Genomic DNA, 14,566 nt, shown 5'->3' with positions numbered 1-14,566 from the left:
GGTCGCCGATGCGTGAGGGTTTGGATACACCGCGTTAACATGCACCGTTTCGGTGGGAAACACGAAGCGGTCAGGCTTCGAGGGCAACGAGTCGGTACGACCTCGGAGGAGGGGCGCGACGTGCTGCTGACCCCGCATGAGCAGGAGCGGTTGATGGTGTCCTATGCGGCTGACCTGGCGCAGCGGCGTAGAGCCAGAGGGCTTCGGCTCAACTGTCCCGAGGCGACCGCGGTGTTGGCTTCCTTTCTGCTCGAAGGGGCTCGGGATGGGCGGTCTGTGGCGGACCTTCAGGAGGCGGGGCGGCATGTGTTGGGGCGCGACGACGTGATGGAGGGTGTCCCGGAGATGGTGGGTGAGGTGCAGGTCGAGGCCACCTTTCCGGACGGGACCAAGCTGGTGACCGTGCATCGGCCGATCCCGTGAAGCCGCGCAGGTCGCTCGTGGCCGTCGTACCCGGGGAGATTCTGTTGGGCGAGGAGGAGATCCCGCTCAATCCCGGGCGGGTGGTGTTGACGTTGGTGGTGGTGAACACCGGGGATCGGCCCGTGCAGGTGGGGTCGCATTTGCATTTCCCGGCGGCCAACGATGCGTTGGAGTTCGATCGGGCGGCGGCCCGGGGGCATCGGCTGCATGTGCCGGCGGGGACGGCGGTGCGGTTCGAGCCGGGGGTGGGCCGTGAGGTGGAGTTGGTGCCGTTGGCCGGTGCGCGCGTGGTGCCGGGGCTTCGGGTCGGGCACGGGGGCGATCCGGACCGGGAGGGCGCGCGATGACCACCATCGATCGGCATCGGTATGCGTTGCTGTACGGGCCGACCACCGGGGATCGGATCAGGCTCGCGGACACCGAGCTGCTCGTGGAGGTCACCGAGGATCTGACCCGCCCGCACGGGGCGGCCGGGGACGAGGCGATCTTCGGTGGCGGCAAGGTGATTCGGGAGTCGATGGGGCAGTCGCCGCGCACCCGCGCCGAGGGCGCCCCCGACACGGTGATCACCGGCGCGGTGATCCTGGACCACTGGGGGATCGTCAAGGCCGACATCGGTATCCGGGACGGGCGGATCCGTGGGATCGGCAAGGCCGGTAATCCGGACATCATGGATGGCGTGCATCCGGACCTGGTGATCGGGCCGTCGACCGAGATCATCGCGGGCAACGGACGCATCCTGACCGCCGGCGCCGTCGACTGTCACGTGCACCTGATCTCGCCGACCCAGTTTCCCGAGGCGCTGTCCGTCGGGGTGACCACGATGGTCGCCGGCGGTACCGGGCCGGCCGAGGGCAGCAAGGCGACCACCGTCACGCCCGGTGCGTGGCACCTGGCCCGGATGCTGGAGTCGCTGGACGAGGTGCCGATCAACTTCGTGCTCCTGGGCAAGGGCAACACCGTGTCCGAGGAGGCCATGTGGGAGCAGATCCGGGCCGGCGCCGGCGGTCTCAAGCTGCACGAGGACTGGGGCTCGACCCCGGCCGTGATCGACGCCGCGCTGCGGGTGGCGGACGCGGCCGGCATCCAGGTCGCGCTGCACAGCGACACGCTGAACGAGACCGGGTTCGTGGAGAGCACGTTGGCCGCGATCGGCGGGCGCACCATCCACGCCTACCACACCGAGGGCGCCGGCGGCGGACACGCGCCGGACATCATCACCGTGGCGGGCCTGCCCAACATCCTGCCCTCGTCCACCAATCCGACCCGGCCGCACACCGTCAACACGGTCGAGGAACACCTCGACATGCTGATGGTCTGCCACCACCTGAATCCGGCCGTCGCCGAGGACCTCGCCTTCGCCGAATCGCGGATCCGGCCCTCGACCATCGCCGCCGAGGACGTGCTGCACGACCTCGGTGCCATCTCGATGATCGGCTCGGACAGCCAGGCGATGGGCCGGGTCGGCGAGACCGTGCTGCGCACGTGGCAGACCGCGCACGTGAACAAGGTCCGGCGCGGTGCGCTGCCCGGCGACGGGGCCGCGGACAACCTGCGGGCCCGACGGTATGTGGCCAAGTACACGATCTGCCCGGCGGTCGCCCACGGCCTCGACGAGGAGGTCGGCTCGGTCGCCGTCGGCAAGCTCGCCGACCTGGTGCTGTGGGACCCGAAGTTCTTCGGTGTCCGGCCGCATCTGGTGGTCAAGGGCGGGGCGATCGCGTGGGCCGCGATGGGCGACGCGAACGCCTCCGTTCCGACGCCGCAACCGGTGCTGCCCAGGCCGATGTTCGGCGCGGCGGCGCGGACCGCCGCGGCCACCTCGGTGCACTTCGTGGCTCCGGCGGCGCTGGAGGACGGACTCGCGGGACGGCTGAACATCGACCGCCGACTCGTGCCGACCGGTGACGTGCGGGGAAGGGGCAAGTCGGCCATGCCGCTCAATGACGCCATGCCGCACATCGAGGTCGATCCCGAGACGTTCTCGGTGCGCGTCGACGGCGAGAAGGTGGTCGCGGCGCCGGCCGGAACCCTGCCGATGGCGCAACGTTATTTCCTGTTCTGATTGCGCATGAATGCTTCTTGACGGAGGGTCAGTGCAAGCTGACTCACCGTCAGGATGTAGAACTGTGACTGCGGTGACCGGCCAGGACCGACATCGACACGTTACGACCAGTAAGAGGTGGTACTCATGGGTGCTGGACTTCTCCTCCTCGGGGACTCCCGGCTGCCGGCCGGAGGCTACGCGCACTCGGGCGGCCTGGAGAACGCCGTCCTGCGGGGCGAGGTGCACGACCTCGACACACTCACCGAATTCCTGCTCGGCAAGCTCTATGGCACCGGCGCGGTGCAGGCGGCCTTCGCCGCCGTCGCCGCGCTGACCGCGGGCCCGTACACGATGCCCGAGGTCGCCCCCTGGGCCGAGCTCGACGCCGAACTCGACGCGCGGACCGCCTCCGCGCCCGCCCGGGCCGCCTCGCGCGCACAGGGCAGGTCGCTGCGCCGGGTGGCCAAGGCGGCCTGGCCCACCGAACCCTGGGCCGCGCTGGGCGTTTCGCCGCACCACGCGATAGTGCTCGGCGCCGCGGCCACCCGGGCCCGGCTCGACGAGCGCGAGGCGGCCGTGCTCGCCGCCACCAACGTGGTCAACGGGCCCGCCTCGGCGGCGGTCAAACTGCTGTCCTTCGACCCGATCTCGGTCACCGTGGTGCTCGCCGAAATGGCCGGGCACTGCGATCAGGTCGCCGCGGAGGCCGCCGACGCGGCACGCACCGTGTTCGCCGACGGCGACTGGGAGCGGTTGCCGTGCTGGTCCTCGGTCGGACTCGACGTCTGCGCCGAACTGCATGTCCACGAGGAGGTCGTGCACTTTGCATCTTGACCACACCCCCGGCAACGGCGGTACCCGCACGCACACTTCGCCGGCGCCCGCCGTGCCCGGCTCGCGAGCGCTGCGCATCGGCATCGGCGGGCCGGTGGGATCCGGCAAGACGGCGCTGGTCGCCGCGCTGTGCCGGGTCCTCGCCGACCGCTTCTCGCTCGCGGTGGTCACCAACGACATCTACACCACGGAGGACGCCGACTTCCTGCGTGCCGCGGGGGTGTTGGCGGCCGACCGGATCGCCGCCGTGCAGACCGGTTGTTGCCCGCACACCGCCGTGCGCGACGACATCAGCGGCAACCTGGACGCGGTCGAGGACCTGGAGGCGGCACATCCGGACCTGGACCTGGTGATCATCGAATCCGGCGGCGACAACCTGACCATGACCTTCAGCCGAGGACTGGCCGACGTGCAGATGTTCGTCATCGACGTCTCCGGCGGCGACAAGGTCCCGCGCAAGGGCGGCCCCGGGGTGACCCGTTCCGACCTGCTGGTGATCAACAAGACCGACATCGCCCCGCAGATCGGCGCCGACCTGACGGTGATGGACCGCGACGCGGCCCGGATGCGGCCGGGCACCCCCGTGGCCTTCCTGTCGCTGCGCGAGAGCCCGGGCGCGGATGTGGTCGCCGCATGGGTGCTCGCCCAGATCGCCGCGTGGCAGGCCGGTACCGCGGTTCCGGTCGCGGGCTCGGCGCCGGCCACGGTCACGGGTCCGGCCCCGGCTTCGGGCTCGGCCCCGGACTCGGCCCCGGCCTCGGCCCCGCTCTCGCCGACCGTGGGATCGGCCGCCGGGTGAGGGCAACCGCCGTGGTCCGCGCGGAACTTCGGCACGGCCGTACGGTGTTGGCCGAGCTGCGTGGACAGGTGCCGCTGCTGCCGCGCGAGGTGTCCGTCCCGGGAGACACCGCCGAAGTGGTGTTCGTCGGCGGCGCGGCGGGACCGATCGGCGGCGACGATCTGATGCTGCGCGTCGAGGTGGGAGCCGGCGCGCGGCTGCGGGTGCGCACCGCCGCCGCGGCGGTGATCCTGATCGGCGACGGCACCCCGGCCCGGCAGCGGGTGGACCTGGTGATCGGACCCGGCGGCCTGCTGGAGTGGCTGCCGGAGCCGGTCGTGGTGGCCGCGCGGGCCACCTTCCATACCCACCTAAGGGCCGAACCGGCCTCGGACGCACGCCTGTTCGTCCAGGAGGCGCTGGTCCTGGGACGTGCCGGCGAGCCCTGCGGCGACGTGCGCTCGCGCTGGGACGTGGTCGTGGGCGGGCGCCCGGTGCTGCGCCAGCAGAGCGCCTACGGGCCTGCCGCGCACCCGGGTTGGCGCGGTCCGGCCGGCACCGCGGGCGGGACGGTGGTGGCCTCCCGGCTGACCCTGCCCGCCCCGCCCGACCGGCTGCCGAGCGCCCCCGGGCGCGCGGTGTGCGATCCGGCCGGCGGCGGCCGACTCGTGACCGTGACGGCGCGCGACGCGATGGCCGCACGGCGCGCCCTGGCGGCGGCGCCGATCCCGGCGGATCAGGTTTCCAGGGCGACCAGTTCGGAGCCGGCCGTGCCCAGCAACAGCACCTCGTCGGTGCCCGCGGGAGCCGCGGTCAGGTAGGTCGGCAGCGCGTGCGTCCAGTACCGCCGGCCCGACTCCGCGTCGAAGGCGTGCAGTTCGTCGGTGCCGCCGGCGTAGGCGGTGCCGTTCACCAGGGCCACCGGGCTGGGCACACTGGCGCCGGTGCTCTGTCGCCAGCGCTCCGCGCCGCTGCGTGCGTCCAGCGCGTACAGCGTGCCGACGTCGGTGGTGTAGACGATGTCCTCCGCCACCACCGGGGCGGTCAGGTCCGGCGTGCCGCGGAAGCGCCACACGATGTCGCCGGTTGCGCTGTTCAGCGCGACCAGGGTGAACCCGGTCACCACGTACACCAGATCACGGATCACATGCGGTGGGCGGGTGATCGGCGAGGCGAGGTGGATCCTCCAGCGGGGCTCCTTGCGCTCGGGCGCGATCGCACTCACCGTGCCGTCGTTGTAGGTCAGGTACACCGCGTCGCCGGCGCTGTGTGCGAAGACCGCCGGCATCACCCCGCCGCGCGCCTGCGGTTCGGACCACTCCCACCGGTGCGCGCCCTGTGTCATGTCGAAGCCGAGTACCCGGTCGTCCCGGGTGCCGACCACCAGGGACGAGCCGAGCACGACCGGTGCGCCGAGGATCTGATCGCCGGCGTACTGCTGCCACCTGCGTTCGCCGCTGCCCGGGTCGAGCGCGCAGAGTTGCCCGGCCACACAGCCCAGGTACACGGCGGTCCCGGAGACCACCGGCTCGGACCACACCATCGATTCGGTGCGCGCGGTCCACAGCGCGACCCCGGTCTCGGTGCCCAGCGCCATGACCACGTTCTCCGTGGTCGTGCAGTACGCGACGTTGTCGAAGACCTGAAGCGTGGTCACCCGACCCTCCACCGCACGCCGCCACCGCGTCTTGGGCCGGGGCCGACCCTGGTCGGCGAACCGGGCGAAGGCGACGCCGGCCGAGGTCACCGTCGCCGCGGTGACCGCGAACCCGCCCGCGATCAGCAACCGGCGCCGGGTCAGCCCGCGACCGGTCGGCGGATCCTCGGCGCGGACCGCCTGCGGCACGTCGGCGGCCTCCTCGACGGGGGCGGCCGGCGGCACCAGGACCATCGCCCGCGGGGTCAACACCCGATCGACGTCCACCGCGGTCGGGCGCTGCCCCGGGTCGGGGTCGAGGCAGCGCCGGAGCAGCGGGCTCAACTCGGCGGAGGGCGTGCCGCCGCCGGCGAGGGTGATCAGCGTGCCGAACGCGTACACGTCCTCCGAGGGGTCGCCGCCGTCGTCCGCGTCGGTGCGGCCCGCGAAACCGGTCACCCGCGGCCCGTACGGGGTGATCAGCACCTGGTCCGGGCCCAGCCGACCGTGCACGAGTCCGATCGCGTGCACTCGGGCGAGGGCGTCGGCGATTCCCGCCGCGACCTCGCGCAGCGGCCCCTCCGCAAGCGGGCCGTCGTGGTCGAGCACCTCACCGAGCGTCCGCACTTCGGGCATCGCCCACGCCCTTCCGGGACCTGTCGACGTGCTTGCTGGAGAGCAGAGTAGGACTTGGGCGGCGGCACGGATAGAGCGCGGAAATACGATCCGGAAACGGTTCCTCCGGGCGGTACGGGAGGGATGTCCGAGGCGCCCGGGACGGCCGCGGCGGTGCCCGGGACACGGCCTTCGGCCCGGCCCGGGTCCACACCGGGCGGAACGGACCCGGGTCCACACCGGTGCGCGACCGGCTCGGTCACCGGGCCGGACCGGACCCGGACGGGGCAGACGCGACGGGACCCGGGCAAGGAGCGCGACCGGATCCGGGCAAAGAAAAGGAGGCGCCCGGCCAAAGGCGCCTCCTTCGCGAACCGCACAGCGTTTCGCGAGCAGGACGATCATAACCCGGCCGCGGACCGGACCCGCCCGCCCCGCCGTCCGCGGCCGCCGGCGGGGCGCTCAGTACCCCGCCGAGGCGAGTGCCTCGTCCCACACCCGGTGCCAGTGCGCGACCGCCGACTCGCCCATGCCCGCGACCATGCTCGGCAGACCCGCGTCGAAGCCGCGCTGACACGACTCGGCGCCGGGGAAGTCCTCGGTCACCAGCACCCGCTTGTTGGTCTCGTGGTTGGCCCGGGCCATGGCGATGCTGCTCTCGTCCAGCGGCTCCCAGGTGCCCTCGGTCATGTGCACGATCGAGCGGTTCGGCCGGTCGCCCGGGTAGATCCGCAACATCGTGGTGCTCAGTGGGCTCTCGATCAGCACGGTGGACGGCAGCACGGTCTGCACGTTGACCATCGGCAGCCGCGCGGGCCAGGACTCCTCGGGCACCTCGGCGAGTTGCTCGAAACCCACGATCGGGACGGCGAACCGGGTGTGCGGGCCCCACGTGTCGACGATGCCGTGGTTGAGCACGATGCCGTTGATCGTCGCGGTGTGCAGGAACGGCACGTGGTACGCCTCGACGTTGATGTCGACCGAGAGCTTCCAGTTGCAGGCCAGGTCGAACCGTTCGCTGACCACCGCACGCGTGCGCTGGTACGGGAAACCCGCGTAGGCGTCCTCCAGTTCGTCCAGCGCGCCGGCGACCTCGACGTCCGGGCGCAACCCGACGACGACCAGGCCGGCGGACAGCGCGACCGGCAGCGCACGCAGGCCGAACTTCGCCGGGTCGATGCCCGGGAACTGCGGACGCGAGGGCAGCCCGGTCAGTTCGCCGTCGTTGCCGAACGTCCAGCCGTGATAGCCGCAGCGAAAACGTTGCGCGCTGCCACAGCCCGTGCCGGACAGACCCGCCGTCTCCGGGGCGTCCCGGCTGACCTGCATGCCCCGGTGCGTGCACGCGTCCAGGAACGCGTGCAGTTCGCCGTCCCGGTCCCGGGTCACCAGGACCGGTACGCCGTCCACGTCGCGCGCGATGAAGTCGCCCGGCTCGGCCACCTCGCCGGCCCAGCCGATCACCTGCGGGGTGCGGCGGAACAGCACCTCGCGCTCGTGGGCATGCCGTTGCGGATCGGTGAAGCACGAGCCGTCCAGGACGGCGGGCGCCGTGCCCAGGTCGAGCGTGCGGTTGGTGATGTGCTCGATGATGCGTCGCCCGGTGGCGACCACGTCCTGGTGCTTCAAGGAGTGACTCCGATGTCTGGGAGATGTCCGGAATGGGGAGATTCAGTACTCCGACCACGCCTCTGTTACACCGTTACATTGTTGGCCGGGGTCGATACCCCGTCAATGACCCGCGGGGCGATGTGGTCTCATCAGTGGGCAATCGCACGTGGAGGTCAGCACCATGCCCGGCCGGGTCGAGAACGTTGGCTATGACATCGCGGGCATGACCCTGTCGGGTCTGCTCGCCCGCCCCGAACCCGGCGTACGCGCGCGCGGACTGCTGCTCGCGATCCACGGCGGCGGCTCGCGCGCCGCCTACTGGCACCGCGACGGCGCGGCCGAGGGCTCGCTGCTCCTGCTGGGCGCGGCGCTCGGTTGGACGGTCCTGGCGATCGACCGACCCGGCTACGGCGCGTCCGGGGGCCTGGCCCGGGAGCGACAGGGTCTGGACGCGCAGGTGGACGTGCTGTTCGCGCTGCTCGACGAACTCGGCGAGGCCGCGGTCGGGGCCGAGCCGGACGGGTCGGGTCCGCTGCCGGTATTCCTCGCGGCGCACTCGATGGGCGCGCTCGTGGCGTTGCGGATGGCGGCCGACAAGCGCGGCCGGGACCTGCTCGGGGTCGCGGTCGGCGGTGCGCCGCTGCGGTACACCCCCGAGCGGCTGGCCGAGTTCGCCACGGTCCCCACCGAGGGTGCGTTCGTGCCGTCGGCGGGCGGCGGCACGCCGGACACCTTCTTCGGGCCGGCCGGCTCCTACGATCCGGCCCTGCTCACCCGGGCCGGCCGGGTGGCGGCCCCGGTGCCGATGGCCGAGTTCGTCGACGTGCGACAGAGCCCGTACACCCTGCCCGGGGTGTTGGCGCGGGTGGTGTCGCCGGTGCACTGGACCGTGGCGGAGTTCGAGAGATCCCAACCGGCCGGTCCCGAAGTGCCGGCCGAGGCACGCGAGTTGCTCGTCGGCGCGCGGTGGGTGGAGACCCATGTGCAACGCGGTGTCGGGCACAACATCAGCCTGCATCACGCCGCACGCGCGTATCACCTGCGCGTGCTGGCCTTCGCCGAGGAATGCCTGCTCGCGGAGGCCGCGGACGCCGGTGCGCACGGAGGCGAGCCGCACGGAGGCTGCCCGGGCGGAAGCGGCCCGGCCTCCGCCGGATCGGCGGCGGCCCGGCCGTCCGGCGGCTGACGGCCCGCCGGGTCCGCGGGTGCCGCGGAGTTCGGGCACCCGATGTCACCGTGCACGGGGTCCGGTCACCCGGTGTGGTTCGCACGAAGGCGGTCACACCGCGTCGCTCACACCGCGTCGGTCACCCGGAGTCGTTCGCGGCGGGTCGGGCACACGGTGTCCGGCAGGGTGAACCAGACCACCTTGCCCGGCGGGAGACGATCGGCACCCCACGCGTGCGCCAGGCCCTCGATCATCCGTAGGCCCCGCCCCGACTCCTCGTCCCACTCGCCGACCCGGGCGACCGGCATGCGCGGTGACGAGTCGCGCACCTCCACCCGCAGCAGGTCGCCGTCGTGCAGCAGGGTCAGCGCGTGCCAGGCTCCGGGCCCGACGTGGACGAGCACGTTGGTGAGCAGTTCGGTCAGCAGTACCTCCGCGACGTCGACCAACTCGGCCAGGCCCCAGTCGTGCAGGACCTTGCCGGTGGCCCGGCGGACTCGGCCGACCCCCAGGGTCGAGGCGGCGAGCTGAACGCAATAGTGACGGACGTCCTCCGCCATCACCGGCATGTCGACCTCCGGACGTGCGGCAGGGGGTCGCACCACCCGGGGCATGCACCCGGAGCGACCCGTGGACAACAGTAAGTCATGGCCGGCATGGAGCGTGCCCGGTCCTGAATGAGTGTGCAACTCCCACTCTTGGACCGACGGGAAGTTTCCGGTAGTAACCACACTTCCACCCGCAGTAGGGCACACTGTCCCCCGATCGGACGCGCCGACGTTCCGGTTCGGTGCGTGAACAGCGTGTAAGTGGAGGTGCGGCGTGGCCATGGCGCCCAATCCGACCGTTCGGCAGCGCAGGCTCGGGACCGAGCTGCGCCGGTTGCGCGAAGCGCGCGGCCTGAGCCTCGAAGATGTCGCCGTGCGCCTGGAGTGCTCGGATTCCAAGGTCAGTCGGATCGAATTGGGCCGCAGCGGGGTACGACCGGTGGACCTGCGGATTCTGCTGGATCTGTACCGGGTCGAGGACGAGCAGGAGCGGGATTCGCTGCTCACCCTGGCGCGCGAGGCCAAGAAGCGCGGCTGGTGGCACAGCTATTCGTCGATCCTGCCCAGCTCCTACGCCGAACTGCTCAGCCTGGAGGCCGAGGCCTCGGGTATGCGCGGATTCGAACTCTCGCTCATTCCCGGCCTGTTGCAGACGCCGGACTACGTCCGGGCGGTGATCGCCGCGGTCCGCGAGGACATGTCCGCCGAGCAGGTGGACATGCTGGTCCGGGTCCGGCAGGAGCGGCAGGCGGTGCTGGATCGGGTCGGGCCGCACGGCGAGGCCACGTTCCGGCTCACCGTGGTGATCTCGGAGTCCGTGCTGCGCACCGTGGTGGGCGGCCGAGAGACGATGCGGGCCCAGCTGGAGCACCTGATGGCCGCCGCCGCCCGGCCGCACGTGCGGCTGCAGATCCTCCCGTTCTCGGCGGGCGCACACCCCGCGATCGAGGGTTCATTCGCGATCATCGGATTCCCCGCGCTTTCCGATCTGGATGTGGTCGTACTCGACACGCATACGAGTAGCCTCTATCTGGAGGAGCCCGAACACGTCAGTGTCTATGAGCGTTTGTTTGAGGACATCCGCGCTTCGGCGCTGTCGTACGGTGAATCCTTGTCCATGATCGAGCTCGCAGCAAAGGAATTGTCTTGAGCAACACAAACCCGGGTGCGCATTTCCGGTTCGATTCCCCGAGGATCACCGCAGATTCCCAAGAAGACCTCAAAGCCGCAGGTCACAGCGCTTTCGCCGGCCACGCTTGGCGGCGGAGCACTTACAGTGGCGCCACCAGCAATTGCGTCGAGACGGCCCCCGTCGCGAGTGCGGTCCTGGTGCGCGACTCGAAAGTTGCCGCCGGTCCGGTGCTCCGGATGGAAGCCGGTGCGTGGCAGATCTTTATCGGCGGGATCGGCGCCTGAGTCGAGTCCGTTCCGATACCGAACGGTTGATTGTTCGCGCTCCTCACTCCCAAGAGTGGGAATTAATCCCACGAAAGAGTGAATTCTCCCGATGATCGTCCCGGGTTCCCGTGCCCCGGGGCGCTCCCAAAGCGCAACTCTCCGTCGCCGACCCCCTACTTCACTCCGTGCGCTGCTGCGGCTCGCTCCGGCAGCGCATCGGGGTGGAAGAGTGGTGGGGTGCAGATCTCGGTGCTTGGCCCACTCCAGGCGTGGGACGACGATGGTCGATCCGTGACGATCGGCGGCGCGCGACTGCGTGCGCTGCTGATCCGGCTTGCGCTGGACCCCGGCAGGCCGGTCTCCGCGGATCGGCTGATCGCGGCCGTGTGGGGCGACGAGCCACCCGCGGGGGCGGGCAATGCGTTGCAGTCGTTGATCTCCCGGCTGCGCCGGCAGTTGCCCGTCGAACTCGACTCGGGACCGGCCGGCTACCTGCTCCGCATCCGGCCCGAGGATGTGGACGCGCACGTGTTCGGCACGCTCGCCGTCCGCGGCCGCCGGCAGCTGGGCGAGCGCGACCCGGCGGGCGCCGCCGAGACCCTGGGCCGTGCGCTCGCGCTGTGGCGAGGCCCGGCGCTGGCCGACGCCGCCGACGCCTCGTTCGCGATCGGTCCCGCCGCCCGGCTGGCCGAGCAGCGGCTCGGCGCGATCGAGGACCGGGCCCAGGCCCACCTGACGCTCGGCCGCAGCAGGGGCCTGGCCGCCGAGCTGGAACAGCTGACCCGGGAGCACCCGCTGCGCGAGCGGTTGTCCGCGCTGCTGATCCGCACGCTGCACGAAGAGGGCCGCCGGGCCGATGCGCTGACGCTGTATCAGGACCTGCGCGAGCGGCTTGCGGACGAACTGGGCATCGACCCCTCGCCGGAGCTGGAAGCCGCCTACCTCGCGGTGCTGCGCGGCGGCGACCCGGGCCCGGCGACCCCGGCCGCACCGCCCGCCGACCGGGTCTCGGCCGCCACCCGCCCGGCGCCGGGCAACCTGCCCGCGCGGCTGACCACCTTCGTCGGGCGCGAGGACGAGGTGGTCCGGGTCGACCGACTGCTCGACGAGTCGCGCCTGGTCACCGTGGTGGGTCCGGGCGGGGCGGGCAAGACCCGGCTGAGCACCGAGACCGGCGCCCGGATCGCGGCTCGTGGCGAAGGCGCGGACGGCGGCGTCTGGTTCGTCGAACTCGCGCCCGTACTCGACCCGTTGGATCTCCCGCAGGCGGTGCTGACCGCGCTCGGGCGGCGTGAGGTGGGACTGCTCGACACGCACGTGCCCGGCTCCGGTCGGGACATCGTGGACCGGATCGTCGAACTGCTCGCCGGTCGACCCAGCGTGTTGATCCTGGACAACTGCGAGCACCTGATCGCCGCTGCGGCGGCCTTCGCCGGCCGGTTGCTCGCCCGCACGCCCGCCCTGCGGATCCTGGCCACCAGCCGCGAACCGCTGGGCATCGACGGCGAGATGTTGTGCCCGCTGGGCCCACTCGCGCTGCCGCCGGTGGGCGTCGGCGCGGCCGAGGGCATGGCCTACGCGTCGGTGCGATTGTTCGCCGATCGAGCCCGCGCGGTCCGCCCGGGCCTGGTGATCGACGCCGACACGATCGGCGCGGTCGCCGAGATCTGCCGGCGTCTGGACGGACAACCGCTCGCCATCGAACTCGCCGCCGCCCGCACCCGCTCGCTCACCCCCACCCAGATCGCCTGCCGGCTGGACGACCGGTTCCGGCTGCTGACCGGCGGGAGCCGGACCGCGCTGCCGCGGCACCAGACACTGCGCGCGGTCGTGGAGTGGAGCTGGGACCTGCTGGAAAAGCGTGAGCGGGTCGCGCTGCGCAGGCTGTCGGTGTTCGCCGGCGGCACCACGCTGGAGGCCGCCGAGGCGGTGTTGCCCGGGGTGGACTTCGCCGCGGCCGACGTGCTGGACCTGCTGGCCGGACTGGTGGACAAGTCGCTGGTGGACGTGATCGGCACCACCGAGACCCGCTACCGGTTGCTGGAGACGATCCAGGCGTATGCGAGCGAGCGGCTGGCCGACGCGGGCGAGACGCAGGCGACCGCCGCCCGACACGCGCAGTGGTTCACCCGCTATGCGGAGGAGGCGGACGCCCGGCTGCGCGGGCCCGGACAGATCGACGCGATCAACCGGCTCGCCGCCGAGCACGACAACCTGGCGGTGGTGCTGCGCTACGCGGTGGATCACAAGGACGCGGAACTGGCGGTCCGGCTGATCGACGCGTTGTCCTGGTTCTGGGCGATGCGCGGCAACCACGGCGAGGCACAGGCGTGGGGCCACGAGGGCCTCGCGATTCCCGGCCCCGTGCCGCCGGGCAAGCTCGCCGGCGCGCTCGCCTTCCACGCGCTGCACTCCTTCTCGGCCGGCGAACGATGGGACGCCGTCCGCGCCTACGCCCGGGCTCGGCTGATCATCCGGCGACTGGGCGCGGATGTGAAGCCGGTGCTGCCGGTGTTCGTCGAGATGCTGGCCGCGGTGGTGCGTCAGGACAACGCGGCACTGAGCGAGTCGCTGATCGAGGCCGACGCGCTCGGTGACGAGTGGACCCAGGCGATGGCCCGGCTGATGCGCGGGCATTTCGCGGTCAATCTCGGTCACCCGGAGGAAGCGGTCAGCTTCCTGACCGACGCCCGGGACCGCTTCAGCGCCATGGGTGACCGCTGGGGACGCGCGTCCGCGATCTCGGGACTGGCCGAACTGTTGATGTTCATCTCCGACTTCGACGGCGCGTTGGCCGCCGTGGACGAGGCGCTGGAACTGTTGCGCGAGCTTCGGGCGGAGGACGAGATCCCGCAACTCATGCTCCGTCGGGGCATGATCCACGCCCGGGCCGGCGACATCGACCGCGCGCGGCAGGTGATGGTCGACCTCAACCAGCGCGTCGAGACGCACGTGACGCCGCTGTCCCACCTGTTCGGCGAACTCGGGCTGGGCGAACTGGCGCGCTTCGTCGGCGATTTCGACGAGGCCGAACGCCGCTACGAGAACGCGTTCGCGGCGTTGCCGAACGCGCGGCTGCTGCCCCCGCAGCTGACCGGAAGCCTGCACATCGGCCGCGCGCACGTCGCGTGTGGGCGCGGTGACCTGGATACCGCCCGGTTGCACTTCGAGGCGGCGGTCCCGTACGCCATGGAGGGCCAGGACATGCCGGTGCTCGGCTTGTGTGTCGAGGGCTTCGCCGCACTGGCCCTGGCCGTCGGCGAGCTCGAACGCGCGGCGATATTGCTGGGCGCGGCGCAGGTGGTGCGCGGCCACCCCGATCTGGGCGACATCGACGCCGACCGGGTCCGTCGCGAACTCGAAACGCAGATGGGCGCCGAGGAGTTCGCTCGGGTCAGGGCGATCGGCTCTGCATTGAGCCTGGCCGAGGCGATCGAGCTGATCAAGCCGGAACCGCCCGCGGCCCCGACACCGTGAGGTGCCGGGGCGGTCCGGGCGACGTGCGAGC

Annotated in this window: 13 protein-coding genes; 10 read left to right on the top strand and 3 right to left on the bottom strand. The window is 71.8% G+C overall.

Annotation, left to right across the window (positions count from 1 at the left end):
- Window positions 1-120 precede the first annotated feature (120 nt).
- From ACIBM5_RS22075 to ACIBM5_RS22050, 6 genes are all read left to right on the top strand, one after another.
- Complete coding sequence (locus ACIBM5_RS22075) at window positions 121-423, top strand: urease subunit gamma (protein WP_391584791.1); 303 nt, start codon at window positions 121-123, stop codon at window positions 421-423.
- A gap of 17 nt (window positions 424-440) precedes the next feature.
- Window positions 441-770: an urease subunit beta gene (locus ACIBM5_RS22070; protein WP_391584792.1), complete on the top strand. Its 330-nt coding sequence runs from the start codon at window positions 441-443 to the stop codon at window positions 768-770.
- The gene (locus ACIBM5_RS22065) at window positions 767-2,488 is read left to right on the top strand and encodes an urease subunit alpha (RefSeq protein WP_396008409.1); all 1,722 of its coding nucleotides are present in this window, start codon (window positions 767-769) and stop codon (window positions 2,486-2,488) included. The genes ACIBM5_RS22070 and ACIBM5_RS22065 overlap by 4 nt, the downstream gene beginning before the upstream one ends.
- 126 nt (window positions 2,489-2,614) lie before the next feature.
- Window positions 2,615-3,304: an urease accessory protein UreF gene (locus ACIBM5_RS22060; RefSeq protein WP_391584794.1), complete on the top strand. Its 690-nt coding sequence runs from the start codon at window positions 2,615-2,617 to the stop codon at window positions 3,302-3,304.
- Window positions 3,294-4,103 (top strand): urease accessory protein UreG, encoded by an 810-nt coding sequence (ureG, locus tag ACIBM5_RS22055; protein WP_396008408.1) that lies wholly within the window; start codon window positions 3,294-3,296, stop codon window positions 4,101-4,103. Before ACIBM5_RS22060 ends, ureG begins: the two co-directional genes overlap by 11 nt.
- The gene (locus ACIBM5_RS22050) at window positions 4,100-4,903 is read left to right on the top strand and encodes an urease accessory protein UreD (protein WP_396008407.1); all 804 of its coding nucleotides are present in this window, start codon (window positions 4,100-4,102) and stop codon (window positions 4,901-4,903) included. The genes ureG and ACIBM5_RS22050 overlap by 4 nt, the downstream gene beginning before the upstream one ends.
- On the opposite strand, the gene ACIBM5_RS22045 is transcribed toward ACIBM5_RS22050, so the two are convergent.
- Window positions 4,819-6,354: a PQQ-binding-like beta-propeller repeat protein gene (locus ACIBM5_RS22045; RefSeq protein ID WP_396008406.1), complete on the bottom strand. Its 1,536-nt coding sequence runs from the start codon at window positions 6,352-6,354 to the stop codon at window positions 4,819-4,821. The two genes, ACIBM5_RS22050 and ACIBM5_RS22045, sit on opposite strands and share 85 nt — an antisense overlap.
- Window positions 6,355-6,795: 441 nt before the next feature.
- A complete protein-coding gene (locus ACIBM5_RS22040) occupies window positions 6,796-7,962 on the bottom strand; it encodes a Rieske 2Fe-2S domain-containing protein (protein ID WP_396008405.1) in 1,167 nt (388 codons plus the stop codon).
- Window positions 7,963-8,167: 205 nt separating this feature from the next.
- Here ACIBM5_RS22040 and ACIBM5_RS22035 point away from each other — a divergent pair, with 205 nt between their 5' ends.
- Window positions 8,168-9,130 (top strand): alpha/beta hydrolase, encoded by a 963-nt coding sequence (locus ACIBM5_RS22035; protein WP_396008404.1) that lies wholly within the window; start codon window positions 8,168-8,170, stop codon window positions 9,128-9,130.
- Between the two features lie 107 nt (window positions 9,131-9,237).
- On the opposite strand, the gene ACIBM5_RS22030 is transcribed toward ACIBM5_RS22035, so the two are convergent.
- On the bottom strand, window positions 9,238-9,681 hold the full coding sequence (locus tag ACIBM5_RS22030; protein WP_396008402.1) for an ATP-binding protein: 444 nt from the start codon (window positions 9,679-9,681) through the stop codon (window positions 9,238-9,240).
- 259 nt (window positions 9,682-9,940) lie between these two features.
- Here ACIBM5_RS22030 and ACIBM5_RS22025 point away from each other — a divergent pair, with 259 nt between their 5' ends.
- From ACIBM5_RS22025 to ACIBM5_RS22015, 3 genes are all read left to right on the top strand, one after another.
- Window positions 9,941-10,810, top strand: coding sequence for a helix-turn-helix domain-containing protein (locus ACIBM5_RS22025; RefSeq protein WP_391584800.1), 870 nt, complete (start codon window positions 9,941-9,943; stop codon window positions 10,808-10,810).
- Complete coding sequence (locus tag ACIBM5_RS22020) at window positions 10,807-11,076, top strand: DUF397 domain-containing protein (RefSeq protein WP_396008401.1); 270 nt, start codon at window positions 10,807-10,809, stop codon at window positions 11,074-11,076. Before ACIBM5_RS22025 ends, ACIBM5_RS22020 begins: the two co-directional genes overlap by 4 nt.
- A 273-nt stretch (window positions 11,077-11,349) precedes the next feature.
- Window positions 11,350-14,535: a BTAD domain-containing putative transcriptional regulator gene (locus ACIBM5_RS22015; RefSeq protein ID WP_396008400.1), complete on the top strand. Its 3,186-nt coding sequence runs from the start codon at window positions 11,350-11,352 to the stop codon at window positions 14,533-14,535.
- Window positions 14,536-14,566: the final 31 nt, after the last annotated feature.

This window comes from Embleya sp. NPDC050493, from assembly GCF_044458105.1.
GTDB lineage: Bacteria > Actinomycetota > Actinomycetes > Streptomycetales > Streptomycetaceae > Embleya.
Note: the sequence above shows the minus strand (reverse complement) of the source record. Positions and strands in the feature narration are given on the sequence as shown.

Bases quoted from the DNA above. Each gene is read 5' to 3' on its own strand.
- ACIBM5_RS22025 (WP_391584800.1), top strand. From the start codon at position 9,941: ATGGCGCCCAATCCGACCGTTCGGCAGCGCAGGCTCGGGACCGAGCTG.
- ACIBM5_RS22060 (WP_391584794.1), top strand. From the start codon at position 2,615: ATGGGTGCTGGACTTCTCCTCCTCGGGGACTCCCGGCTGCCGGCCGGA.
- ACIBM5_RS22045 (WP_396008406.1), bottom strand. From the start codon at position 6,354: ATGCCCGAAGTGCGGACGCTCGGTGAGGTGCTCGACCACGACGGCCCG.
- ACIBM5_RS22035 (WP_396008404.1), top strand. From the start codon at position 8,168: ATGACCCTGTCGGGTCTGCTCGCCCGCCCCGAACCCGGCGTACGCGCG.
- ACIBM5_RS22065 (WP_396008409.1), top strand. From the start codon at position 767: ATGACCACCATCGATCGGCATCGGTATGCGTTGCTGTACGGGCCGACC.
- ACIBM5_RS22030 (WP_396008402.1), bottom strand. From the start codon at position 9,681: ATGCCGGTGATGGCGGAGGACGTCCGTCACTATTGCGTTCAGCTCGCC.